The organism is Streptomyces sp. NPDC013455 (assembly GCF_040632975.1).
GTDB lineage: Bacteria > Actinomycetota > Actinomycetes > Streptomycetales > Streptomycetaceae > Streptomyces.
Map to the genome: position 1 here is coordinate 32,400 of NZ_JBEYCX010000006.1, position 24,040 is coordinate 56,439.

The 24,040-nt window shown below is 74.0% G+C and carries 17 protein-coding genes and 1 pseudogene; 11 read left to right on the top strand and 7 right to left on the bottom strand.

Annotated features, from left to right (window positions below; genetic code table 11):
* Window positions 1-170: 170 nt before the first annotated feature.
* Window positions 171-1,952 carry a M4 family metallopeptidase gene (locus tag ABZ576_RS12295; RefSeq protein WP_360739220.1) on the bottom strand — a complete coding sequence of 594 codons (1,782 nt, stop codon included), beginning with the start codon at window positions 1,950-1,952 and terminating at the stop codon, window positions 171-173.
* A 313-nt stretch (window positions 1,953-2,265) separates the two neighbouring features.
* Here ABZ576_RS12295 and ABZ576_RS12300 point away from each other — a divergent pair, with 313 nt between their 5' ends.
* Window positions 2,266-3,498 (top strand): serine hydrolase domain-containing protein, encoded by a 1,233-nt coding sequence (locus tag ABZ576_RS12300; protein WP_360739222.1) that lies wholly within the window; start codon window positions 2,266-2,268, stop codon window positions 3,496-3,498.
* Here ABZ576_RS12300 and ABZ576_RS12305 read toward each other — a convergent pair.
* The 3 genes from ABZ576_RS12305 to ABZ576_RS12315 form a co-directional block, all read right to left on the bottom strand.
* The gene (locus ABZ576_RS12305) at window positions 3,495-4,922 is read right to left on the bottom strand and encodes a helix-turn-helix domain-containing protein (protein WP_360739224.1); all 1,428 of its coding nucleotides are present in this window, start codon (window positions 4,920-4,922) and stop codon (window positions 3,495-3,497) included. The genes ABZ576_RS12300 and ABZ576_RS12305 overlap by 4 nt on opposite strands.
* 242 nt (window positions 4,923-5,164) lie before the next feature.
* Entirely contained in the window at window positions 5,165-8,518 is a 3,354-nt protein-coding gene (locus ABZ576_RS12310) for a LuxR C-terminal-related transcriptional regulator (protein ID WP_360739226.1), read from the bottom strand.
* Between the two features lie 235 nt (window positions 8,519-8,753).
* Window positions 8,754-9,692 (bottom strand): alpha/beta hydrolase, encoded by a 939-nt coding sequence (locus tag ABZ576_RS12315; protein WP_360739228.1) that lies wholly within the window; start codon window positions 9,690-9,692, stop codon window positions 8,754-8,756.
* A gap of 366 nt (window positions 9,693-10,058) precedes the next feature.
* Between ABZ576_RS12315 and ABZ576_RS12320 the strand changes: the two genes are divergently transcribed.
* The 8 genes from ABZ576_RS12320 (at window position 10,059) to ABZ576_RS12355 (ending at window position 20,205) form a co-directional block, all read left to right on the top strand.
* A complete protein-coding gene (locus ABZ576_RS12320; RefSeq protein ID WP_360739230.1) occupies window positions 10,059-10,736 on the top strand; it encodes an AIM24 family protein in 678 nt (225 codons plus the stop codon).
* A 164-nt stretch (window positions 10,737-10,900) separates the two neighbouring features.
* A complete protein-coding gene (locus ABZ576_RS12325) occupies window positions 10,901-11,941 on the top strand; it encodes a tetratricopeptide repeat protein (protein WP_360739232.1) in 1,041 nt (346 codons plus the stop codon).
* Window positions 11,938-12,963 (top strand): polyprenyl synthetase family protein, encoded by a 1,026-nt coding sequence (locus ABZ576_RS12330; protein WP_360739234.1) that lies wholly within the window; start codon window positions 11,938-11,940, stop codon window positions 12,961-12,963. The genes ABZ576_RS12325 and ABZ576_RS12330 overlap by 4 nt, the downstream gene beginning before the upstream one ends.
* A 227-nt stretch (window positions 12,964-13,190) precedes the next feature.
* Window positions 13,191-14,816, top strand: coding sequence for a serine/threonine-protein kinase (locus ABZ576_RS12335; protein WP_360739236.1), 1,626 nt, complete (start codon window positions 13,191-13,193; stop codon window positions 14,814-14,816).
* Between the two features lie 49 nt (window positions 14,817-14,865).
* Window positions 14,866-15,837: an LLM class F420-dependent oxidoreductase gene (locus ABZ576_RS12340; RefSeq protein ID WP_360739238.1), complete on the top strand. Its 972-nt coding sequence runs from the start codon at window positions 14,866-14,868 to the stop codon at window positions 15,835-15,837.
* 192 nt (window positions 15,838-16,029) lie between these two features.
* Window positions 16,030-16,455: an SsgA family sporulation/cell division regulator gene (locus ABZ576_RS12345; RefSeq protein ID WP_360739240.1), complete on the top strand. Its 426-nt coding sequence runs from the start codon at window positions 16,030-16,032 to the stop codon at window positions 16,453-16,455.
* A gap of 364 nt (window positions 16,456-16,819) precedes the next feature.
* Window positions 16,820-18,037: a S1 family peptidase gene (locus ABZ576_RS12350; protein WP_360739242.1), complete on the top strand. Its 1,218-nt coding sequence runs from the start codon at window positions 16,820-16,822 to the stop codon at window positions 18,035-18,037.
* A gap of 566 nt (window positions 18,038-18,603) precedes the next feature.
* On the top strand, window positions 18,604-20,205 hold the full coding sequence (locus tag ABZ576_RS12355; protein ID WP_360739244.1) for a TROVE domain-containing protein: 1,602 nt from the start codon (window positions 18,604-18,606) through the stop codon (window positions 20,203-20,205).
* On the opposite strand, the gene ABZ576_RS12360 is transcribed toward ABZ576_RS12355, so the two are convergent.
* Together ABZ576_RS12360 and ABZ576_RS12365 are read right to left on the bottom strand one after the other, a co-directional pair.
* On the bottom strand, window positions 20,123-21,460 hold the full coding sequence (locus ABZ576_RS12360; RefSeq protein ID WP_360739578.1) for an MFS transporter: 1,338 nt from the start codon (window positions 21,458-21,460) through the stop codon (window positions 20,123-20,125). The two genes, ABZ576_RS12355 and ABZ576_RS12360, sit on opposite strands and share 83 nt — an antisense overlap.
* Window positions 21,461-21,467: 7 nt before the next feature.
* The gene (locus tag ABZ576_RS12365) at window positions 21,468-22,847 is read right to left on the bottom strand and encodes an NAD(P)-binding domain-containing protein (RefSeq protein ID WP_360739246.1); all 1,380 of its coding nucleotides are present in this window, start codon (window positions 22,845-22,847) and stop codon (window positions 21,468-21,470) included.
* Between the two features lie 233 nt (window positions 22,848-23,080).
* Here ABZ576_RS12365 and ABZ576_RS12370 point away from each other — a divergent pair, with 233 nt between their 5' ends.
* Both ABZ576_RS12370 and ABZ576_RS12375 read left to right on the top strand, forming a co-directional pair.
* Complete coding sequence (locus ABZ576_RS12370) at window positions 23,081-23,443, top strand: metalloregulator ArsR/SmtB family transcription factor (protein ID WP_360739248.1); 363 nt, start codon at window positions 23,081-23,083, stop codon at window positions 23,441-23,443.
* 23 nt (window positions 23,444-23,466) lie between these two features.
* Window positions 23,467-23,583 (top strand): annotated as a pseudogene (locus ABZ576_RS12375) (N-acetyltransferase); the annotation flags it as partial.
* Window positions 23,584-23,638: 55 nt separating this feature from the next.
* Here the strand turns inward: ABZ576_RS12375 and ABZ576_RS12380 are convergent.
* Window positions 23,639-23,977, bottom strand: coding sequence for a metalloregulator ArsR/SmtB family transcription factor (locus ABZ576_RS12380; protein WP_360739579.1), 339 nt, complete (start codon window positions 23,975-23,977; stop codon window positions 23,639-23,641).
* Window positions 23,978-24,040: the final 63 nt, after the last annotated feature.

Genomic DNA, 24,040 nt, shown 5'->3' on the forward strand with positions numbered 1-24,040 from the left:
CACTTGCACATCCCACGGAGGTCATGGTGCCGTCTGCGCCGCGCGTCCGCACCTCGGTGAGGTTCCCGTCCCGCCGTTCCCGGCCGGGCGAGCCGCCGCCCGGACCCGCGCATGCGGATGCCCCGCGCGGGGCGGGGCATCCGGTGGTGCTGGGGTGTTTCCGGCGTCCGTCAGTGGGCGCGCGGCGTGTTGGCGGCGGTGACGTTGACCGCGGCCCACGACTTGTCGACCGTCTTGTACTCGGTGCTGCTCGCGCCGTACAGGTCCTTGGCCGCCTTCAGCGTCGCGACGCGCGCCTGGTGGAAGTCGGTGGTGGAGACCATGTAGCGGGTGAGCGCACGGTAGTAGATGGCGGTGGCCTTGGTGCGGCCGATGCCCTTGACCGTGACGTTGTGGTACGTCGGCGAGTTGTAGTTCACGCCGTTGATCGTCTTCTTGCCGCTGCCCTCGGCGAGGAGGTAGTAGGCGTGCGAGGAGACACCGGAACCGGCGTGCACCTCGGTGTAGTAGGTGTCCGGGGACCAGTAGTCGATCGCGCCCTCGAGCTTGTCGAGCGACGGGTGGTCCAGACGGCGCAGGAACTTCTGGGCGAGGCCCAGCTTCTCGCCGACCAGGTAGTCCGCGGTGTCCTTCGAGTTCTTGGCGTAGAACTCGACGTTCGAGCCGAAGATGTCCGCGAGCGACTCGTTCAGCGAGCCCGGCTCGCCGTACTGGTTGCCGTCGGAGTCGACGAACGTCGGCTGGAGGTTGGCGGTGGCCTCGACCACGCCGTGGGTCAGCTCGTGGCCGGTGACGTCGAGGACGACGAGCGGCTTCTTGAACATCTGGCCGTCGCCGTCGCCGTACAGCATGCAGTTGCAGGTCGGGTCCCAGAAGGCGTTGGCGACCTTCTTGCCCCAGTGCACCATGGCCTGCGCGGGCTTGCTGTTGTTGCGGATGCCCTTGCGCTTGAACGTGGACTTGTAGAAGTCCAGCGTCTTGGTGATGCCGTACTGGGCGTCGGCGGCGGCGGTGGCGCGGCTGGTGGTCTTGCCGTTGCCCCACACGTTGGTCGTGTTGGTGAACTTCGAACCGGCGCTGAACTTCTCCGTGTACGAGTTCTTGGCGTCCCGGGTCTCGGTGCCGTACCGGTTCGGGTCCTTGAGCTGGTAGTGGCCGCGCGAGGTCTGCGTGGTGGTGAGACCGACGGTGCCCACGAAGAGGGTCTTGCCGGTGCCCTTGGCGGCCGACGGGTAGGTGACGCCCGAGGCGCTCGAGCCCACCAGGCCGGAGGTCGCGGCGGCGGAGCCGATGCCGGTGGCCGGGTCGGCGGTCTCGCCGCGCTCGCTGAGCGTGTCGAGCAGCTTCGGCGACAGGAACTCGTCGCTGTCGGGCGTGTTGCTGCGCACCTTGCCGCTGACCGCGTCCACGACGACGGTGTGCGAGCCGCCCTCGGCGGTGACGGTCACCTGGTAGGCGAGGGCGGAGGCGCCACCACGGGCGTCCAGCACGAGCTGGGCGGTGCCCGCGTCGCCCTCGGCGGCCTTGGCCGCCTTGGCCGCGGCCTGCGCCGCCGTGAGCTGGGCCTTGGCGGCCGCCGGCTTGACCGTGTGGCCGGCCGCGCGGGTCACGCCCGTGTAGGCGAGCTTCCGGTCGAGGTGGACGATCAGGTCTCCACCGAGCACCGGAAGCTCGTTGTGGGAGCGCACGAATCGGACGTGCCGGGCGCCCTCGGGGTCGATCATGACGTCCTGGGCGTGCAGTTCGTCGCCCTTCGAGACGCCGGTCGCCGAGGCGTGCGCGAAGGCCGCGGTGCGCGCCGCCTCCACCACCGCCGTGGCGTTCGAGGCGGCGGAGGCGGCGGACCGCTCCACCTTCTGGGAGGGGCCGGCGAAGGCCGTGCCGGCCAGGCCAGTGGCAGCCGTCGTCACCGCGACGGCGACCGCCACGGTGCGTATGTGCGGTCTACGCAATCTGATCAGGGTTCCTTCGTTCGAAGGCGGCCGGGAAGTCACCAACCGCCTTGAGACATGACGCAGTTGGGCGCCACGGGGGCTGGTCTGGCCCCGGGGGGTAACCCTGACGGATCAGTCATGTGCGCGTAAAGCCGGAATGATCCATTTCGCGAACTTCTATGGCAATCCTTTACGAATGGCCGCCACAGAGTGATCACAGGAGCACCAACTGTGTGTCGGCTATGGAGACGTTGCCTCGATCCTCTAGGTTCCCGGCAGGGAATGTGACCGATATCGCATCAGATACCGGACCGATGGGAGTGGGTAGGGGATGGTCTCAGCAACGGTGGGGCGGGGAGCCGTTCTCGGAGCGGTCGCGCTGTCGCTCCTCGCGGTCCCGGCGCGGGCCGCGACCGCGGAGCAGGACACCCCGGCGGCGGCAGCCGGACTGCCGGCGCCCGACACCGCGGGGCTGGCCGCGGTGCTGCGGTCCGCGGTGGCCCAGGGCGCGCCGGGCGCGCTGGCCCGGATCGACGACCAGGGGCGGACCTACCGGGTCACCCGGGGGGTGGCCGACCGCGTCACCGGGCGGGCCATCAGCACCGACGACCGGTTCCGGGTCGGCAGCGTCACCAAGACCTTCTCGGCCGTCGTCCTGCTCCAGCTCGTCGACGAACACCGGCTCTCGCTGGACGCGCCGGTCAACCGCTATCTGCCGGGGCTCCTGCCGGACGACCGGATCACGGTCCGTCATGTGCTGAACCACCGCAGCGGCCTGTACGACTACACGAACGACATGTTCGCGCAGAGTGTCTCCGGCTTCGAGGCGGTCCGCAAGAAGGTCTTCACCTACCGGCAGCTGGTCGCCCTCTCCCTGAAGAAGCCCCGCACCAACGCGCCCGGCGCCGCCTACTCGTACTCCAACACCAACTTCGTCGTCGCCGGGCTGCTCATCGAGAAGCTCACGGGCAAGCCGGTGAAGACCGCGTACCAGAACCGCATCGTCAAGCCGCTGAAGCTGGCCGACACGTTCTACGTCCACCCGGACACCGCCATCCCGGGGCGTTACGCCCGCGGCTACCTGACTCCCGACAAGTCCGGCGCCGCACTGGTCGACGCGACGGCACAGACCGTCTCCTGGGCGCAGAGCGCGGGGGCGGTCATCTCCAGCGCGCGGGATCTCGACACCTTCTACAGCGCGCTGCTCGGGGGCAAGCTGCTCTCCGCCGCGCGGCTCGCCGACATGAAGAAGTTCACCAAGGTCGGCAGCACCACGGCGTACGGGCTCGGGCTGCGGCGGCGCGATCTGTCGTGCGGGGTGTCGGTGTACGGGCACACGGGTGCGGTGCAGGGTTACTACACCTACGCGTTCACGTCCAAGGACGGCAAGCGGAGCCTGACCGCCGTCGCCAACACGTCGAACAACGGCAAGGTGCTCGACACACTGGCGGGGGCCCTGGAATCGGCGTTCTGCGGCAAGCCGAAGTCGGCGGGGAAGACGCCGGTGGACGAGAAGACGGTGGAGGAGGGGACGGTCGAGGAGGGGACGGTGGAGGAGGGCTAGCGCGGCCGCGGCCCGGCCTGCCGGGACCCGGGGCCGGGCCCGGGACGGGACGGCTGGACGGCGGGTCCGGCGGGTCCCGGTGACGCCGTGGATCCGGCGGGTCCGAAGAAGACCCTGGATCCGGCCGGTCCCGGTGGGGCCATGGCTGCGGGTCCGGTGGGGTGACCGGGGGCCGCCCCGGCGAGCAGCCGACGGGCGGTCAGGGCCAGGGAGGTCTCGACCAGGTCGGCGGGGCGCGCGAGGGAGCGGCCGGTGAGCTGCTCGTAGCGGCGCAGGCGGTTCAGGACGGTGTTGCGGTGGCAGTACAACCGCTCGCTCGCCCGCTGGGCGGAGCCGTCGCAGGCCAGCCAGGCGGCCAGGGTGTCCAGCAGCACGTCGGCGTCGGCGGGTTCGAGCCGCGCCAGGGGACCGAACGCGCGCTCGACCAGGAGGGCGGCGAGATCCGGACAGGTCAGCACGAGCGCTTCGGGGAGATGAGCGGAGAGCCGCACGGAACCTCCCGTGCCGGCGCACAGCCCCAGTGCGGTGTCCGCCAGCCGGCGCGCTCCGCCGACGGCGGCCAGCCCGTCGACGACGGGACCGATCCCCACCCGCGTACCGGGCGGCGGCTCGGCCACTGCCGGAACGAGGCCGTCCACGGCCAGGACGATGCCGTGGTCCGTCTCCGCGCCGGCGTGCCAGTGAACCCGCGCACCCGCGGGCAGCAGGGCCCGGACGGTGCCGGGGGACCGCACGCCGGCCACCGCGACGACGGCGTACCGCCCCCGTTCGGGCAGGCCGAGGGTCCGCGCGGTCTCGGGGAGGTCCGCGATGCGCCCGGTTCCGTCGAGCAGGGCGGCGGTCAGCAGCCGCACCCGGTCCTCGCGCCGCCGTGCCAGCCGGCGTTCCGTCTGCCGGTAGGCGTCCGCGACGAGCGTGCAGTGCTCGTCCACGAAGTCCCAGACGTCGCCCGCGACATGCACCAGGAGGCGCATGTCCTCGGGAGCGGTGCGGGAGGTGACGTCGACGAGTTCCTGCCACACCAGGGAGCCGCCCAGCCGGAAGGCGTGCAGCACCGCGTCCAGGGGCAGTCCCTGTTCGGCACGGCCGACGCCGATGCGCCAGGAGCAGCGGCGCGCGGCCTCGCGGCTGCCGCGTGGGTCGAGCAGGGAGGAGACACTGTGCCGCAGCGAGCGGTGCGCCTCCTGCCAGGTGCCGGGCCGGTCCTCGTCGAGCGCGGCCCGGTAGGCCGGTTCCTGCTCCCGCAGGGCGGTGAGGAGCCGGTCGGTGAGCCCGGGGAGGTCGTGCAGGAGCACGCGGGCGGCGCGGTGCAGCGCCCGCAGGGCTTCGGCGTCGATCGGTGAGCGGGCCCGCGGGGCGTGGGAGCGGGGTCCGGGCTGCGGCCCCGGGCCGCGGACGGGGCGTGGCCGTACGGCAGGGTGCATCGCGGTTCTCCCCCAGGGTCGGCTCTCCGGCGGTGCCCGCCGCGCCGGTCCGCGGGGCCGGGGCCCGGCCGCCGCACAGCCGCCGCGGCGGGCGCCGCACGACTCGTCGTGCTCCAAGATTGACATACCGCCCGGTCGGTCCCCAGGGGTGTGCAGCGGTCTTTTCGGCCCGCTGCACCGGGCGGACCGGTGCCGCCCGCGAGCGGACCCCGGGACCGGCGAAGACGTAGCGCAGGTGGTGGTCAGAGGTGCGCAGCGGTCCTTCCCGCCTGCTCCACCAGGCGGACCAGTTCCACCCGCGAGCGCACGCCGAGGACGGCGAAGACGTTGCGCAGGTGGTAGTCGACGGTGCGGGTGCTGACCGACAGGCCCAGCGCCACCTCCCGGTTGGTGAGGCCTTCGGCGACACCGCGGGCGATCCGCAGCTGCTGCGGGGTCAGCCGGGCCAGTCCCTCCGGCGGCTCACCACCGCCGGCGGCGGCCCCCGCGGCGCCCGCCGCCGCGCTCACCCCGTTGGCCCGCAGTTCCGCCGCCGCCTGCTGGGCCCACGGCCGGGCGCCGCAGCGCTCGAAGCCGAGCAGGGCGGCGTGGAGGTGCGCGCGCGCCTCGCGCAGCCGGCGGCGCCGGCGCAGCCACTTGCCGTAGAGCAGCTCGGTACGGGCTCGTTCGAAGTCGCCGACGGCCTCCTCGTGCCGTCGCAGCGCCTGCCGGTACAGCGGGTCGGCCGCCTCGGGCGGGGCCAGCAGGGCGCGGCAGCGCAGCAGTTGGGCGGGGGCCTGGGGGTCGGCGTCGCACGCCGCCCAGCGCGCGAAGTCCTCGACCGCGTCGCGGGCCGGGTCCGGCTGCCCGGCCAGCGCGCACGCCTCCACGTAGCACGGCACGGCGAGCATCCAGACGGCGAAGTGACCTCGGCGCGGCCCGGGCCGCACCAGCGGGCCGAGCCGGTCGGCGGCCTCGCGGGGCCGGCCGTGGCCCAGATCGGCGCGGGCGGTCGCCCACTGGGCCAGGGTGGCGGCCTGCGCCAGTCCGTGCCGGCGGGCGGTGTCGAGCGCGGCCGCCGCGTGCTCGGTCACGGTGTCGGCCCCGCCCGCGATCGACGCGGCCAGGGCCAGTACGGCGTGGTGGTGGGCGGCCGTGTTCCGCTGCCCCGTGCGGTAGGCGCTGCGCAGTCCCTCCTCGGCGCGCGTACGGGCCAGCGCGTGCCGGCCGGACCGGAGTTCGCCGTAGGCGAGGTACTCCAGGGCCTGCGCCTCGTACACGGCCGACCGGCTCGTACGGGCCACCGCGAGCGCCCGCGAACCGGCCCGCACGGCGGCTTCGACATCCCCGATCAGCAAAGCCGCGGAGGCCGCCCGCAGGAGCCACCGGGGGTCGTCCACGGGGGACGCGGACCGCTCGGGTGGCGGTGGCGCGGACGGCGGCCGTCCCCCGCCCCTCCCCCCGGCCGGCACCGGGGCGCCCTCGTCGGTCGTGTGCGCCGCGCTCGCGGTGCCGTTCACCGTCCACGCGCGGTCCACGACCCGTCGCAACGGCGCGGCCGCCTGGTCGAAGCGGCCCTGGAGGACGGCCCGCATACCCGCCCGGTGATCGCTCAGGGCGGCGGACGGCCCGCCGGCACCGGTCGACGCGGTCACCGGCCGGGGGGCGGCGGGTGGAGGCGGAGGCGGAGGCGTGGCAGTGTGGGCCGCGGGGGGCTTGGGTGCGCGGGGTTGGGGCGCGGATGGCCGGGCCACGTGGTCCGGGTCTTCCGTGGAAGGCGCTCGGTGACCGCCCGAGCGGTGGCGGACCCCGGCCGGTTCTTCCGTCAGGGCCCGCAGGCACGCCGTGTGGTCGCCCGCCGACCAGGCGGCGTCCGCGGCGGCCAGGGCGGCCTCGGCGGCCCGCTCGGGATCGTGCGGCGCGAACAGGGCCGCGGCGAGCAGCAGGGTCTCGCAGGCGTCGGCGACCGGGCCGTTCCCGCGCAGCACCGTCCCGCGCAGCAGCTCCGCACGTGCGCGTTCCACGGGAGGTGCGGGGCGGCCGCGGGTGGTGTCGAGCAGCCGCAGCGCCCGGTCCGACTGCCCCGCCAGCAGCGCCTGTTCGGCGGCGGCCGTGTACCAGCGGGTCTGCCGGGCACCGTCCGTCGTGAGTTCGGCGGCACGCGCGTGTGCCGTGCAGCGCAGTTCGGGCGGGGCCGCCGACGACGGATCGGCCGCCGCGGCCGCGAGGTCGGCGGCGAGTGAGGGGGCGGGGGCCGTGGCGGCGAGTGAACGGTGCAGCAGCGCCGGGAGGCCGCGCCCGTCGGGCAGCGCGCGGGCCAGCGCGTCGTGGGCGGCTCGGCGCCGGGCGGCCGAGGCTCCGGCGTACACCGTGCGGCACAGCAACGCGCTGCGGAAGCCGGTCCGACCGTCCTCTTCGGCAAGCAACTCCGACCGCTCGACGGCCCCGACGGCCCCGAAGAGCTCGGCGTACTCGGACTGCCCGTCGCCCCGGGCGGCCCTGACGTACGCGGCGGACTCGGAGTGCTCGAAGTGCTCGGCGTGCTCGGAGTGCTCGGAGTGCTCGGACTCCTCCACGTGCACGGCGTCCCCGGCGTACTCGGCGTACTCGGCGTACTCGGCGTCCCCGGCGTACTCGGCGTACTCGGCGTACTCGGCGTACTCGGCGTGCCGTGCCGTGCCGGAGAGGAGCGCGGCCGCGCGGCGGACCAGATCGGTGTCGGCGGTCGGCTCCCCCGTCACCTGGACGGCTGCCGCCGTCACGAGCAGCAGGTCCCGGTGCCCGGGAGGCAGGCAGGCGAGGTGGCCGCCGGCCAGCGCGGTGAGGGTGTCGGCGTCGGCCAGGTGCCGCGGCAGGGGCGTGTGGCCGCGCAGCTGAGCCGGTGTCAGCCGGCCGAGCAGGCGCAGGAGCAGTCCGGGGTTGCCGTCGGCCACGGCCACGACCTCCTCGCGCACCCGTGGATCGAGGGCGCCCCCCGCCGCCTCGTCCAGCAGGGACGCCGCGTCCGCCGGGGTGAGCGGGTCGAGGCGCAGCAGCGGCAGTCCGCTGAACGCCGGGGCGAGGGCTCGGTGCCGGGAGACGGTGAGCAGGAGCGCGAGCCGGCCCCCCTCACGGACGCGGCCCCCCTCACGGACCCTGCCCTCCTCACGGACCCTGCCCCCCTCACGGGCGCGGCCCTCGTCACCGACGCGACCCCCGTCGCGGACGCGGGCGGCGAGCCGGGCGAGGGCGGTGCGGGAGGCGGCGTCCCACAGGTCGGCGTCGTCCACGCAGAGGAGGAGGGTCCGGGGCGCTGCCGTGGCCGCCAGGGCGTCGGCGAGTTCCCGCACGGGCCCGGCGGCGTACGCGGCTGGCACCCCGGCCGCACCGCACAGCGCGCGGAGCCCGCTGAGCGGCTCCCGGGAACGGGGGCGGGGCGCCGGCACGGTGACGGCGGGTCCCCCGGTGAAGGCGCGGGCGGCGAAGGCGAGGAAGGCCGAGCGTCCGCCGCCGGGTTCGCCGGTCACGACGCACACCCCGCCGCGGCGCAGCCGGGTCAGCAGCGCCTCGGCCCCAGGACGTTGCGGACCCGGCCGGTACCGCGGTGCGGCGGCTTCCAGGGTCGTCTGGTCGGTCATTCCCGCGACCTTACTGACGCGTCAGTAAGTGCGGAAGCCGTTCGTCCGGGTCTCCGACGCAGCCGACTGCCGCGTCACCTGCGTGTTTCCGCGCAACCGGCACCTCACGGCTTGTGCCGTGGCACAACGCGCGGCCGGACGCGCGGTGCACCGGCACAACGCCGGCGGCGACCACCGAACAGGCTGGTCGCCGCCGGGACGCGGACGGACGGTCAGGGCGCGGCCGTCCGCGGCGTCAGGAGGTGTGCGGGCAGTTGCCCCGGTACTCCTCGATGGTCAGGCTCGGCTGCGGCACCGGGCACAGGAACTGCTCGTAGCGGGTGTCGTTGTCGATGAACCGCTTCAGCCACGAGATGCTGTACTTCGCGATGGTCGTGTTCGAGGTGTTGGGCGTGAAGTGGGTGGCGCCGTTCAGCTCCAGGTAGGCCCGGTCGAGGGAGCTCGGGAGCGAGCTGTAGAACGGCTGGGCGTGGGAGGCGACCGGGGCGATCGTGTCGCCGTCGGCGCCGAAGATCAGGGTGGGGGTCGTGACCTCGGGCCAGGTCTTGTCGAGGTTCCACGGCGTGAGCGGGATCGCCGCCTGGAGCGAGGGACGCGTCTTGGCGGCCTCCAGGCTGCCGCCGCCGCCCATCGAGTGACCCATCACGCCGAGACGGGTGGAGTCGATCCGGCCACGGACGGAGCTGCTCCGGGTGAGGTAGTCCAGGGCGGCGAGCAACTGGTCGCCCCGGGAGTCGGGCTGGTCCAGCGTGGTGAGCGTGTCGATGGTGAACACCACGAAGCCCTGGGACGCCAGACGCGGGCCGAGCCAGGAGATGGAGGACTGGGTGCCGGTGTAGCCGGGCGAGACGGCCACGGCTCCGAAGGTGCCGTCGGCGGTGCTGGTCGGGTAGTAGATGGTGCCCCCGCCGAACCCGGTGACGGCGAGCCGGGAGACGCTCGTCTCCGAGACGGCGTACGGGCCGCGCAGCGCCTCGATGCTGGATACGCTCGGCGCCGGGCCGCGCTCGTAGGGGTTGTCCGCCCCGTGGGCCGCCGGCCCGCCGAGCGTGGTCAGGCCGACGACGGCGGTGACCGTCGCGGCGAGGGCCGCGAGTCGGCCGGTACGACGGCGGGAGCGGGCCGGGCGCGGACCGGGGGCCGGTGCCGTGGTGCTGGTGCGCGGGTGCTGCACGACGAGTCGTCCTCTCTGTCGTGGGGAGCCCGTCCGGATGCGGGCGGCACGCGCGGGCGTGCCGGGGCCGGAGGGCGCCACCGTGGGGCTGGCGGTGCCACTGTCGGCGCTGCGGGGGCGGGACCGGACCGGCAATGTCACCGGTCTCGTGGAGCCGCTCACGGCCGGGCCGGGCACGTCGCACCGGCCGGCGAGACCGCGCCGGACGCCTCGCACCGGCGGCACGGCCGGGCCGGGCACGTCGTACCGGCCGTCGCCGGCCGGGAGTTCACGCGGACCGGTGCCGGCGGCGCCGGGGCTTCGTGGCCGGACCGGTACGTTCCGTGATCTTGGCGGAACGCTTGCGTCCGGGACACCATGCCCGGCATGAAGGGTGACCTCTTTTCCAGTCAGCACGTGGTGCAGCCGGCCGTGCAGCCGGGCATGTCCGTGGAGAACGCCAAGTGCATCCGGTACACGGTGAACGGCGAGATGTACGCCCGGCAGGGCGCGATGGTCGCCTACCGCGGCAGTCTCGGATTCGAGCGCAAGGGGCAGGGCGTCGGCGGCATGCTCAAGCGTGCCGTCACCGGCGAGGGACTGCCGCTCATGGCGGTGCGCGGGCAGGGTGACGCCTGGTTCGCGCACGAGGCGCAGAACTGCTTCATCGTGGACGTCGAGCCCGGTGACCGGTTCACCGTCAACGGCCGCAACGTCCTGTGTTTCGACGCCTCGCTGTCGTACGAGATCAAGACGGTGAAGGGGTCGGGCATCGCCGGCGGCGGCCTGTTCAGCAGCGTCTTCAGCGGGCAGGGCCGGCTCGGCCTGGTGTGCGAGGGCAATCCGCTGGTCATCCCGGTCTCCGCGCAGGCACCGGTGTACGTCGACACGGACGCGGTGGTCGGCTGGACCGCGCACCTGGAGACCTCGCTGCACCGCTCGCAGTCCATCGGCTCAATGCTGCGCGGCGGTTCCGGGGAGGCGGTGCAGCTGATGCTTCAGGGCGAGGGGTACGTCGTGGTGCGGCCGAGCGAGGTGACACCCCAGAAGGCGCAGCAGCACTGAACCTTCACAAGTGACCCCGCGGCGCGGGCAACCCCCACCGCCGTACCGACGTCTTGATCGGCAACAGACCGAGCCCCGGCCCCTCGGGCCGGGGCATCTTTCCGAGACGCTATACACGGGATCTATACACGATATGTATACGCTCCGTGTATAGAAGGGTACGCATGTACGGCAAGGCTTTCGCCCCGGAGTACCAGGGCGCCCTGACCACCCTGTCCGTGAACTCCTCGCTGACCGACGTGCTGGCCGAGGCCACCGAGCGGCTGCACGAGGCCGAGCGGGCCGGGCACCCCGGCGAGGCGGCCCGCTGCGGGCTCGCCGTCGCCGAGGCACACCGTCGCCTCGGCCAGGTACGGGACGCCGACCGGGCCTGGAAGGCGAGCTACCGAGCCGCCCGGGAGGCCGGCGACACCGCCGCGATGGCCTGGGCACTGTGGAGCGGCGGCACCCTGGCCCGGCAGCGCGGGGCGTTCCCGCTGGCCTGGCGGCTGCTGGGGCTCGCGGCCGAACTCGGCGAACGCGGCGGGGACGTCGTGGTCCGCGGCTACTCGCTGGCCGGCCTCGCGGAGACGGGCCGGATCCAGGGCGACTATGAGGCGGTCGGCCGGCTGCACGAACAACTGCTGGCCGAGGCCCGCCGGCGCGGGGAGGCCCGGCACACGGTGTGGGCGCTGGAGGGCATCGCCCAGATGCACCGCAACACCGGTGACCACGACAAGGCGTACGCCCTCTTCGCGGAGGCAGCGGACATATCCGGCCGGGCCGACGACCGGCGCGGCCACGCCTGGGCGCTGCGCGGGCTCGCCGACGTCCTCTCCGTGCGCGACGGCGACACCGCGCGCGCCCTGGAGCTGCTGGCCGAGGCGGAGGCCACCTGCCGGGAGATGAACCTCTCCAGCGCGCTCGCCTACAACCACAAGATGCAGGGCAACGTGCTGTACCGGGCGGGCCGTTACGCCGAGGCCCGGGACCGGTACGAGCTGGCGCTGACGGAGTTCCGCACGATGAGCGAACCGCGCGGCGAGGCTTTGTCCCGGCTGGGCCTCGCCAAGTCCCTCGCCCGGCTCGGCCGCGACCACGCCGAGACGGCCGCCGAACTGGCCGACCTGGCACGGACGCTGGAGCGCAGCGGGCTGCGGCACGCCCGGGAGATGGTGGCCCGCGCCCAGCGGGAGTTCACCCTGGACGCGGAGGCCGTACGGTGACCGCGCTCACCTCGCCGGTACGCGGGTCGGCCCCGCCGGTCCTCACCCGGTGCCGCGAGCTGACGCGGCCCGCGCTGCGGGCAGCGGTGCAGCGGCTGCACCCCTGGGTGGCGGAGATGGCCGCCTACTCCTTCGGCTGGTGCGAGGTCGGCGGGGCGCCCGCCACCGCGCCCGGCGGCAAGGGCGTACGGCAGGCACTGGCCGTCCTCGGCGCCGAGGCGGCCGGTGCCGACGGCCGGGCCGGCGTCCCCGCGGCGGTCGCGGTGGAGCTGGTGCACGCCTTCTCTCTGCTGCACGACGACATCATGGACGGCGACGCGACCCGGCGCCGCCGGCCCGCGGTGTGGCAGGCGTACGGCACCGGTCCGGCCGTCCTGGCCGGCGACGCCCTCTTCGCGCTGGCGGTGGACACCCTCGCCGCCGCCCCCGGGGGCCCCGGGGCGGTGCGGCTGCTCTCGGCGGCCCTCACCGATCTGGTGCGCGGGCAGGCCGACGACCTGCTGTTCGCCACCCGCCCCTGGACCGGGCCGGAACGGGTGACCGTGGGCGAGTACACGGCGATGGCGGAGGGGAAGACCGGTGCGCTGCTGGGCTGCGCCGCCGCGCTGGGCGCCACGCTCGGCGGGGCGTCCCCGGACACGGCCGGCGTGCTGGACCGGGCCGGGCGGCACCTCGGGGTCGCCTTCCAGCTGGTCGACGACGTGCTCGGCATCTGGGGCGACCCGGCCGTCACCGGCAAACCCGTGGGCGGTGACCTGCGGGAGCGGAAGAAGACCTTCCCGGTGCTGGCCGCGCTCGGCTCACCGGCGGCACGGCGGTTGCCCGCACTGCTCGGCTCACCGGAACGCGCCCAGGAGGCCGCCGCGCTGATCGAGGCGGCGGGTGGCCGTACGGCGGCGCTGGCGGAGGCCCGCTCCCACACGGCGTCCGCCCGGGCGCTCCTCGCCTCCGCACCCCTGGCCGCCGGGGCCGCCGGGGAACTCGCCGAGCTGCTGGAGTTCCTGGTGGGCCGGGAGCTGTAGCCGGTGCGGCGGCGCCCGGACCGACCCTCGCATCACCGTCGGTAACTCACAGGCTGGGCGGCAGCCGGGCGCGGGCGTCCCGAACCGGCGGCCCATGCGACCAATCGAATGAAAGGCGGCGCACGGCTTCGGGGCGAGATTTCCCCGAACGCGCGCCGGTGCCGTTGAACGCGCCCCGGCGCCCGTCGCGTACCTCTGGGAGACGGAACAGGGGTTCTCGGCAAGGGATGACCATGGTCAAGGCGCATGCCTCCGGGCACGAGTTGGTCGCCGGGCGGTACCGGCTGCTGGAGGTCCTCGCCCGCGAGACGAACCACGTGTGGTGGTACGCCGAGGACGTGCCGGCCGGACAGCCCCGTCTGGTGGCGCGGACCGACCTGCCGGAGCCCGCCGAGGAGGACACCGCGCGCCGCGTCGCCGCCCGGGTCATGCGCACCTCGGAGACCATGCGGCTGCTGCGTCCCGGACAGGTCGCCGCGGTCGTGGACGCCGTCGTGGAGGCCGGCACGTTGTGGACGGTCACCGAGTGGATCGACGGCACGCCCCTCGTTGAACTCCTCGCCCGGGAGGGCTCGTTCCCACCGGCGCGGGCGGCCCGGACCGGCCTGGAGCTGCTGGACGTGCTCCAGGCCGCCCACGACGAGGGCATCACACACGGCGAGCTGAGCCCCGGGCAGGTCTTCGTGCGGGACGACGGCCCGGTCGTCGTCACCGGGTTCGGGCTGGCGGGGGCGACGCTCGTGCCCCGGCTGACCGCACCGTCGTACGCCTCACCGGAGCAGGCCCGCGACGAGCGCATCGGCCCGGCCGCCGACCTGTGGGCGCTGGGCGCGCTGCTCTACACGATGGTCGAGGGCCGGCCGCCGTTCCGGGACCGCGGCCGGCCCGACGCCACGTTGCAGGCGGTGGACCGGCTGCCGTTGCGCACCCCGCTGCGCGCGGGCCCGCTCACCCGGGCCGTACGGGGACTGCTGCGCAAGGACGCGCGGGAACGGCCGACCCGGCCGGTGGTCCGCGCCTGCCTGACCCGGGCGCTGAGCGAGGACGCCGACGCGGACCGGGAGCCCGTGCCCCGGCCCCGGCTGCGCGCCGCGTACACGGGGGTGCGCCGCGCCGGGCCGGGGCGGAGCGGACGGGCCCTGGCCGCCGGCGGCGCGCTCGCCGTGGCCGCCGTGGCCGCCGCGGTGCTGGCCGGCACGTACGCGCTGCGGGACACGGCCCCGGCCGGCGCCCCGCCCCGGGCCGCCGCCCCGGCCACCCCCACCGGCGGACGCACCGGCGGTGCGATCACACCCACGGCCGCCCCCACCGGCACACCCACCGCCACGTCCTCCGCCGCGCCGACCACCGCCCCCGCCTCCCCCGCCGCCCCGGCCAGGCCCGCCCTGCCGGCCGGCTACCGCCGGTACACCGCCCCCGAGGGCTTCTCGGTGGCGCTGCCCGACGGCTGGAAGCGGCTGGCCACCTCCCGGGCCGGCGACCTGGCCTACCGCGTCACCTTCGGCCGGGACGACGCCTCCCCCACCCTCGCCGTCACCTACAGCGAACGCGTCGGCCCGGACCCGGTCGCCGTCTGGCGGGACGACGTCGAGCCAGGGCTCGCCGGACTGCCCGGCTACCGGCGCGTCGGCGCCATCCGGGCCACCACCTACCAGGGCCGCGAGGCCGCCGACCTGGAATGGCTCTCGGGATCGGGCAGCACGCGCGTGCACACCTTCGGGCGGGGATTCCTGCTGGGAGGCCGGCGGGGCTTCTCGCTGCGCTTCACCACTTCGGCCGGGACCTGGGAGGACGAGGCCAGCCGGCTGGCGCTGACCACGATCCTGCGGACGTTCCGCGCGCCCGCGGACTGACCTGTCCGGTCGGCCGTTTTCCGGCCGCCGAGCCGGGGACTCGCCTCGTATGGTGCAAATCGGATACACGATGATGACCGAGCAGACCGGTCCGCGGGACCTGGTGGACCACGTGGTGAAGGCCGAGGAGGTCGGTTTCGACTTCTCGGTGATCTCCGACCACTACTTCCCGTGGCTGCGCTCCCAAGGGCACGCCCCCTACGCGTGGAGCGTGCTGGGCGCCGCCGCCCAGGCCACCTCGCGGATCCCCCTGATGACCTACGTCACCTGCCCGATCCTGCGCTATCACCCGGCGATCGTGGCGCAGAAGGCGGCCACCGTCCAGCTGCTGTCCGAGGGCAGGTTCCGGCTCGGACTGGGCGCCGGCGAGAACCTCAACGAACACGTCGTGGGCGGTGGCTGGCCCCCGGTCGACGTACGCCACGAGATGCTCGAGGAGGCGGTGGAGATCATCCGGGCGCTGTTCGAGGGCGGCCATGTCACGCATCACGGACAGCACTACGACGTGGAGTCGGCCCGGCTGTGGGACCTGCCCGAACAGGCGCCGCCGATCGGCATCGCCGTCTCCGGAGAACAGTCCTGCAAGCTCGCCGGGCGCCTCGCCGACCTGGTCGTCGCGACCGAGCCCAAGGCGGGCCTGCTGGACGCCTTCGACCGGCACGGCGGCAGCGGCAAGCCCCGGGTCGGTCAGCTGCCGGTGTGCTACGACCCCGACCGGGACACGGCCGTCAAGCGCGCCCACTCGCAGTTCCGCTGGTTCGGCCTGGGCTGGAAGGTGAACGCCGAGCTGCCGCACCCCGACTCCTTCGAGGCCGCGACCCAGTTCGTGGACGAGGACGACGTCGCCTCCGCGATCCCGTGCGGCGACGACCCCGACGCCTTCGTCGAGGCCGTACGGCCCTACGCGGAGGCGGGTTTCGACGAGATCGCCCTGGTGCAGATCGGCGGTGACACGCAACCGGAGTACCTGGACTGGTCGGCGAAGACCCTGCTGCCGGCGCTGCGGGAGGCGTTCGACTGACGCCCTGCGCGGGCGCCTCCGGAGGCCGGGGCCGCCACGGCACGCGCACGCGCCCCGCTCGGCGGGACGGGCCGCCCGTGAGCGCGGCCCGCGGCCGAGCGGGGACCGCGGTAATCAGCCGCACGGGTGAGCATTCTCAGCGCTGCGGGGGTACTAGAGGGCTCTACGACGATCGTCTCCGGAGGTCCCCGCGTGAACTCCTTCGTGCACAAGACGCTGGTTGTGCAGCTCCTCGCGCACGGCACCGGCCGGTGCCCGGTGCTGGCCCACCTGAGCTACCACGCCGACGACCCGTTCGCCGTCACCGCCGCCTTCGCCCACGACGGCCGGGTGCTGGCCTGCTGGCGGCTGGACCGGGAGATGCTCTCGGCCGGCCTGGCGGGACCGGTGGGCGTCGGTGACGTGCGGATGCGGCCGGCCGACACCGGTGTCTGGCAGGAGCTGCGGATGGAGTTCCTCGGGGACGCCCGGCCGGACGGCAGCCGGCACCACGCGGTGGTGTTCGCCTGGGCGCCCGCGATCGCCGCGTTCCTGCGCGAGACCCACCACATCGTGCCGCCGGGCCAGGAACGCCTCCCGGTGGACGAGCTGTTGGAGGACATCCTTTCCGCGGGCTGACCCGCCGCGCGCACACCCGGTCCGCCGGCCGTCGCCACGACGGGACCCCTCGACGCCCGTGAGGGCGGCCGTCGACGCCCCCCGGCGAGGATGTCCGTCGAAGTCTCCCGAGCGAAGAGCCGATGCCGGTCACGTATCCGCCCGCCTGTGAGGCGGGCGGATACGTGACCGGCATTCGTCAACGAGGCGGCCGCTCGGGCGAGTTGGCACAGTGACCCACGCCCCCCCCGTGTGCCGTGCGACTTTCCGAATTGGCATGGACCTGACGGCACAAGCGGGCTAGGCTCTCCCCCGCCACGCATGAGAGCGCTCTCAGACATCGGCTGTTCCATCCCCACCCCTGGAACGACGAAGGGCAATTCCCTTGAGACGCAGACGACTCACGCATGTCGCACTGGCGGCACTCCTGTCCCTCGGCGGGCTGAGCGCGGCGGGGACGATCCCCGCGGCGGCGGCCGGCTCGGCGCCGTCCCCCTCGTCCATCGGGTCCGTCGCATCCAGCTCCGCCGCATCCAGCTCCGCCGCCTCCTCCCGGCCCGCCTCCGACGGACTCGTGAGCGCCATGCAGCGCGATCTCGGGCTCACGCGGCGGCAGGCCGAGGCACGGATCGCGGCCGAGCGGACCGCCGCAGCCCTCGCCCCGAAGGTGCGCCGGACGGCCGGCGAGGCCTACGCGGGCTCCTGGTTCGACGCCGGGCCGGGGCGCCTGACGGTGGCGCTCACCGCGGACGCCTCGGCGGACACACGCCGCGCCATCAGGGCGGCCGGGGCCGAGGTCCGGTCCGCCGAGCACACGGCCCGCCGGCTGGACGCCGTCAAGGCGCGCCTGGACCGGCTGTCCGCCCCGTCCGGGGTGAGCGGCTGGCACGTCGACCCGGTGGCCAACACGGTGGTCGTCGACGTCGTACGCGGCGACCGCGCTGACAACGATGTCCGCAACTTCGTGTCCCGGGCCCGCGAGACGGGTCCCGTCACGGTCAGGACGGTCTCCGCCGCACCGCGGACCTTCGCCGCGGGAACCGTCGGCGGCGACCCCTACTACACCGGCAACGTCCGCTGCTCCATAGGCTTCTCGGTGTACGGCGGCTTCGTGACCGCCGGGCACTGCGGCCGGCCCGGTGCCGGGGTCAGCGGCTGGGACGGCTCCTACATCGGCACCTTCCAGGGCTCCTCCTTCCCCGACAACGACTACGCCTGGGTCAGCGTGGGCAGCGGATGGTGGACCGTGCCGGTGGTGCTGGGCTGGGGCACGGTGCCCGACCAGCTCGTGCGCGGCTCGGCCGTGGCGCCCGTCGGCTCCTCCGTCTGCCGCTCGGGATCGACGACGCACTGGCACTGCGGGACGGTCCTGGCGACGAACGAGACCGTCAACTACAGCCAGGGCGCCGTGCACCAGCTGACGAAGACGAGCGTGTGCGCCGAACCCGGTGACTCCGGGGGCTCCTTCATCACCGGGGACCAGGCGCAGGGCGTCACCTCGGGCGGCTGGGGCAACTGCTCCAGCGGCGGCGAGACCTGGTTCCAGCCGATCAACGAGATCCTCGGCCGGTACGGCCTGACGCTGCACACGTACACGGGCTGACCCCGCGCCCGTACCGGGCACCCGTGCTCCCTCCGGGGGCTCCGCGCGCACGGGCGGAGCCCCCGTTCTCATCGTCGCCCCCTCCCCTCACGGGCCGGGAAAGTGCCCCTCCCCCCGGGCCGTGGAAAACCGCCGCACGGGCCGGGAAAGACCGCCTCACGGTCCGGGAAAGACGGCCTCACCGGCGCCCTCGGCTCCCCCCTCCCCCCGCGTCCGTGAACCGCCCCGCCGCCGGTCGCCTGACCGGCTCGCCCGGCTGGACCTGGTCACCGTTCAACTGCACGGGTTCCCCCAAGCCCGCCCGACGAGGTGGAGGCCCGCCGACCCGTTAATCGGTGGTGCACGCCCCGGGGCCCCTGTACCTTGGCGACGCGACCGCGCCTTCCGATGCGCTCGGCTGCGGCTACTTCCTTCTGACAGCCAAGTGACGCCGCCGCCCCTTCTGATCTCGGCAGGCGCGGCCGTCTTCCCCCTCGTCGGCCTTGCGCCCGGGGCCGTCCTGCCCGTCGATCCAGGAGGATTCGCTGCCTCGTCACGCCCCACGCGTCTCCAAGACGTGGTCCGAGATGCTCGTGGCCCCGCACGTCGCGGCGGCCGCCCGCTCCCAGCCCCCGCAACGGCACCCGCACCGGCCCGCCCGGCCCGGCTCCCGCACCCATGAAGGCGGTCCGGCATTCACCCGGGAGCCCCGCGAGGAGCTCTTCCTCCTCGCGGTCGGTAACTTCGTCTCCCAACGGACCTTCTACGAGACCGGTGAGGAGCGGGACGACCGGTACGTCCGCCTCGTCGGCCGACTCGCCGTCGAGGACCCGGAGTGGACGGCCGGCCTGCTGCGCTGGCTGCGCGGTGAGGGCAACATGCGCACGGCGTCCCTGGTGGGGGCCGCCGCCTATGTGAGGGCCCGGCTCCGGACCGGGGCGAGCGGAGGCCCGTCCAACCGGGCCGTGATCGACTCGGTGCTCCAGCGCGCCGACGAGCCCGGCGAACTGCTCGCCCACTGGATCTCGGCGTACGGGCGGAACGTGCCGCAGCCCGTGAAGCGGGGCATCGCCGACGGCGTACGCCGGCTGTACACGTCCCGCTCCCTGCTCAAGTACGACACCGCCTCCAAGCCCTTCCGCTTCGGTGACGTGCTCAACCTGGTGCACGCCTCCCCCGACCCGGACAAGCCCTGGCAGGGCGCGCTCTTCCGGTACGCCCTGGACCGCCGCCACCACCCGGAGCGGGCTGTTCCGCCGGACTCCGACCCCATGCTGACGGCCCACCGGACGCTGCTGGCGACCGCCGCGGACGAGCGGCGGGCGCTGGTGACCGGGCCGGGCGGCGCCGAGCGGCTGGCCGCGGCGGGCATGACGTGGGAGGCCCTGGCGGGCTGGCTCCACGGGCCGATGGACGCCGCCGTCTGGGAAGCCGTGATTCCCACGATGGCGCCCATGGCGCTCCTGCGGAACCTGCGGAACTTCGACGAGGCGGGGGTCTCGGACGACGTGGCGGCCCGGGTCGCCGCACGGCTCGCGGACGCCTCCGAGGTCGCCCGGTCCCGGCAGTTCCCCTTCCGCTATCTCGCCGCCCACCAGCACGCGCCGTCGCAGCGCTGGGCGGCCGCGCTGGAACAGGCGCTGGGCCACTCTCTGACCAACGTACCGGCCCTGCCCGGCCGGACCCTGATCCTGGTGGACCGGTCCGACTCCATGTTCTGGGACACCGTCTCCGAACGGTCCGAGTTGACCCGGGCGGACGCGGCGGCCGTCTTCGGCACCGCGCTGGCCATGCGTGCCGAGCGGGCGGACCTGGTGGAGTTCGGCTGGCGCAGCGCGGAGGTGCCGTTCCGGCCGGATGAGCCCGTGCTCGACGTGCTGAAACGGTTCCACGCCCTCGGGGGCACCCACACCACCAAGGCGGTGCGGACCCATTACGGGGAACACGACCGGGTCCTGATCGTCACCGACGAGCAGGCCGCCCCCGCCGGCCCCGGCGGGCCGGCCGAGCCGGTCCCGGCCGACATCCCGGTATACACGTGGAACCTGGCGGGGTATCAGCCCGCCCACGGACCGACGGGCCCCCACCGGCACACCTTCGGCGGCCTCACGGACGCCGCGTTCCGGATGGTCGGCCTGATCGAGGCCGGCCGCGAGGCCGCCTGGCCGTGGACCGCCGCATCGGACTGATCCGACCCGACGGCCGGCCTCCGCCGGCACCCGCTGCCTGGCTCTTGCCGCGTACGGATGTCGCCGTGGCCACCAGAGCGGACGCCGCCCCGAGACCGGCGAGCACTCCGAACAACTCCGGGTGGCCTCCCAGAAGCAATGCGAGGGTCGCTGCCGCGAAGGGCGCGAGAGCCGAGGCCGTCATGGCCGGGGCACTGAGGATCGCGGAGAGCCGACCGTAGTGCCGTGTGCCCCAGCGGTCGGTGATCGCGGTCGCCTGGAGGAGGGTGAGGTTGCCGCGGACCACGCCGGCCGCGATGGACACCGCGACCACCAGGCCGTACGGGCCCGGCGTGACGGCGAAAGCCGCTGTGGTCAGGGCGCCGAGCGCGATGAGGGTTGTGGTGCGGACCGTCGCGCCGGTATGGCGGGCCAGCGGCGCGTAAAGGGTGCGGCCGAGAGTCTGGCCTGCGCCGCCGAGGCCGAGAGTCCAGGCCGCTTGGGCTGTGGTGTAGCCGCGTTCGAGCAGGAGGGGGACGAGGGTGACGACGACGGCGTTCATCGCGAAGGCCGAGAGCGTGAGCGCGATCGCGAGCAGGAGGAACGGTCGGCTTCGGGCTACGGTGCCGGGGCTCGCGTCCGTACCGACCAGGGAGGGTTCCGCCGGGGGCCAGGGTGCTCTGAGGGCGATCGCGTGGGCCGGGATCGTGACGGCGGCGAGGATCGCCACCAGCACCAGATAGGTCTCGCGCCACGACAGTCGGTCGGCCAGGGCGGCGGTGAGGGGGGCGAAGACGGTCGAGGCGAGGCCGCCGGCGAGGGTGACGATCGTGAGGGCGCGGACGTGGTCAGGAGCCCACCAGCGGGTGAGCGCGGCGAACGCGGGCTGATAGAAGGTGGCAGCCATGGCGAACCCACCCAGCAGCCAGCCGGCGAAGAACACCGGCAGGTTCGGCGCCAGGGCCACGATCACCAGACTCAGGACCCCGGCCACGGAGCCTGTCGTCATGACCGTGCGGGGGCCGCGACGGTCGACGATGCGGCCGACCCGGATTCCGGCGAGGCCAGAGACGACCAGGGCGGACGAGAACGCCGCCGTCGTGGCGCCGGCGGACCAACCGCTGTCGGCGGTGATCTGCGGGTTCAGGACCGGGAAGGCGTAGTAGACGATGCCCCAACTGGTGATCTGGGTGGCACAGAGCGCAGGCAGGACAGCGCGAGGCCGCGACCGGCCCCCTGCTCCGGCCGCGGCTTTGCGGGTGTGAAGGTCGGTCATCGAGAGGTCAGCAGCATCCGCCGACGGCGACCGCTTCACTCGCATCCCTGTCGGTGGTGGCGACCGTGCCGGCGCCGGTCGCGCAGCAGCCGCCGTCGGGCGTGGTGTCGGCGGGCTGATCGAAGAGGCCGGCGCCGCCGCAGACCCCGGTCTCGGGGAGTACGAGCTCGACGCGCTCGGCGGACTCACGGTCACCGGCGATGGCCGCGACGACCGACCGGACCTGCTCGTAGCCGGTGAGGGTGAGGAAGGACGGAGCGCGGCCGTAGGACTTCATCCCCACCAGGTACACGCCCTCCTCCGGGTGCGCCAGCTCCTTCACTCCGTGCGGGTACACCGTGCCGCAGGAGTGCTGGTTCGGGTCGATCAGCGGGGCCAGCCCGACGGGGGCCTGGAGCCGTTCGTCGAGACCCAGACGCAGTTCGTCGAGGAAAGTCAGGTCGGGGCGGAAGCCGGTCAGGACGATGAGCTCGTCGACGGGGTCGAGCCGACGACCGTCCTCGGAGACCAGGACCAGGCGCTCGCCGTCGCGCTCGATCGCGTCCGTGCGGAAGCCGGTGACGGCGTCCGCGTACCCCTCGTCGACCGCGGCCTTCGCCGCGAGGCCGAGGGCTCCACGGGCGGGGAGCTGGTCGGCGCTGCCCCCGCCGAAGGTGTTGCCCGAGATGCCGCGCCGCAGGATCCATGTCGCCCGGGTGTCCGCACCGTCCCGGGACTTCGCGAGGGCGGCGAGCGAGGCGAGCGCGGTGAAGGCGGAGGCTCCGGAGCCGATGACAGCGGTGCGCCTGCCTGCGTAACGGGCGCGCACGGCGGGGTCCCTGAAGTCGGGAACCCGGTAGGAGATCCGCTCCGCCGCCGCGCGCTCGCCGAGGGCCGGGAGTCCGTCGCCGCCTGCCGGACCCGGAGTGGACCACGTACCGGAGGCGTCGATCACGGCCCGGGCGAGGACGCGCTCCTCGCGTCCGTCGCCGTAGCGGATGTGCACGGTGAAGGGCTGCTGTCCGCGGTCGGCGTCGGCGACGCGGTCGCGTCCGGTGCGGGAGACGCCGGTGACCCGGGCATCGAGCCGGACCCGGTCGCCGAGGACGTGTGCGAGTGGCTGAAGGTAGGCGGCCGCCCAGTCTCCGCCGGTCGGGTAGGTGTCCGCATCGGGCTTCACCCAGCCGGCCTGGACCAGGAGCTTCTCGGCGACCGGGTCGACGACCTCGCCCCAGCGGGAGAAGAGCCGCACGTGGGACCACTCCCGAACCGCGGTTCCCGCCCGGGTGCCGGCCTCCAGAACCAAGGGCTCCAGGCCCCGGCCGACGAGGTGCGCGGCAGCTGCCAGACCGGTGGGCCCGGCTCCGACGACCACGACGGGCAGTTGGTCGGTGGCGGTGACGTTCACGGCGCTTCCCCTTTTGATTCGACGCTTGTCGATCTCTTGCGCCTTCAGCATGGCACTTGATTCGACATCGGTCAACATAGACATTCGTCGAATCAATGACTTCGGGTGCTTGCCGATGGAGAAGAACGGGGTGCGCGCGACCGCCGATTCGGGTTGTGGCGCCACACGCCGCAGCGGCCGGTCCGCCCGGCGGAGCCTTGGGCGGCTGGTTCGACATGTGTCAACATAGATGGATGTCGAACGGTGAGATGCCGCCGGTGCTGGAGCCCGGGATAGTGCCCTGCTGCCCGCCTCTGGACGAGCGGCCACTGACCGCCGGGGAGGCCGAGCGGACCGCTGTGATGTTCAAGGCGCTGGGCGATCCGGTCCGGCTGCGGCTCTTCTCCTCCGTCGCCTCGCACGAAGGCGGCGAGGCATGCGTCTGCGACATCTCCGATGTCGGTGTCTCCCAGCCCACGGTCTCCCACCACCTGAAGAAGCTGAAGGAGGCCGGGCTGCTCTCCTCGGAGCGGCGTGGTACCTGGGTGTACTACCGCGTCGAGCCCACCGTTCTCGCGGCCATGGGAGCCCTCCTCACCAAGGCCGCCTCGGCCTGACGGCCGGCCACGCCGACGAGACCGGCCGGGTGCCGGGGTGGGGGGCCGTCACGAGGGTCTCCGATCGGTGCGCGTACGCCGGTGCCGTCGAGCACTCCGTGTACGTGCACACCGGTGCACGGGGACGTGGCGTCGAGTCGGATCACGGCAGAATCGGTGCTGCCGCCCCGCGTTCGGGAACGGCGGCGCCGAACGTCAGGAGGCGCGGGCCGCCGGAGAGAGGTCTTCCCTGCCGGCCTTCTCGGTGCCGGCGAGAAACGCGCCCAGCGAAGCCAGGACGCCGGGCGCGGGACGGTAGTACACCCAGGTGCCGCGCCGCTCGGAAGTGAGCAGGCCCGCTTCCCGGAGCTTCTTCAGATGGTGGGAGACCGTGGGCTGGGAGACGCCCACGTCGGCTATGTCGCAGACGCATGCCTCGCCGCTGGGGTGCGATGCCACTCTGGACAGGAGGCGGAGCCGGACGGGGTCGGACAGCGCCTTGAACATCGCCGCCATGATCTCGGCGTCCCCTTCGGACAGCGCGGCGGTCACGATGGGCGGGCAGCAGGCGGTAGCGGTCGCGCCGGATATGTGCGGGGTCGGCTTGGTCAAGGGGCC

Bases quoted from the DNA above. Each gene is read 5' to 3' on its own strand.
- ABZ576_RS12300 (WP_360739222.1), top strand. From the start codon at position 2,266: ATGGTCTCAGCAACGGTGGGGCGGGGAGCCGTTCTCGGAGCGGTCGCG.
- ABZ576_RS12335 (WP_360739236.1), top strand. From the start codon at position 13,191: ATGACCATGGTCAAGGCGCATGCCTCCGGGCACGAGTTGGTCGCCGGG.
- ABZ576_RS12370 (WP_360739248.1), top strand. From the start codon at position 23,081: ATGTCGAACGGTGAGATGCCGCCGGTGCTGGAGCCCGGGATAGTGCCC.
- ABZ576_RS12320 (WP_360739230.1), top strand. From the start codon at position 10,059: ATGAAGGGTGACCTCTTTTCCAGTCAGCACGTGGTGCAGCCGGCCGTG.
- ABZ576_RS12355 (WP_360739244.1), top strand. From the start codon at position 18,604: ATGCTCGTGGCCCCGCACGTCGCGGCGGCCGCCCGCTCCCAGCCCCCG.
- ABZ576_RS12310 (WP_360739226.1), bottom strand. From the start codon at position 8,518: ATGACCGACCAGACGACCCTGGAAGCCGCCGCACCGCGGTACCGGCCG.
- ABZ576_RS12325 (WP_360739232.1), top strand. From the start codon at position 10,901: ATGTACGGCAAGGCTTTCGCCCCGGAGTACCAGGGCGCCCTGACCACC.
- ABZ576_RS12340 (WP_360739238.1), top strand. From the start codon at position 14,866: ATGGTGCAAATCGGATACACGATGATGACCGAGCAGACCGGTCCGCGG.
- ABZ576_RS12360 (WP_360739578.1), bottom strand. From the start codon at position 21,460: ATGACCGACCTTCACACCCGCAAAGCCGCGGCCGGAGCAGGGGGCCGG.
- ABZ576_RS12305 (WP_360739224.1), bottom strand. From the start codon at position 4,922: ATGCACCCTGCCGTACGGCCACGCCCCGTCCGCGGCCCGGGGCCGCAG.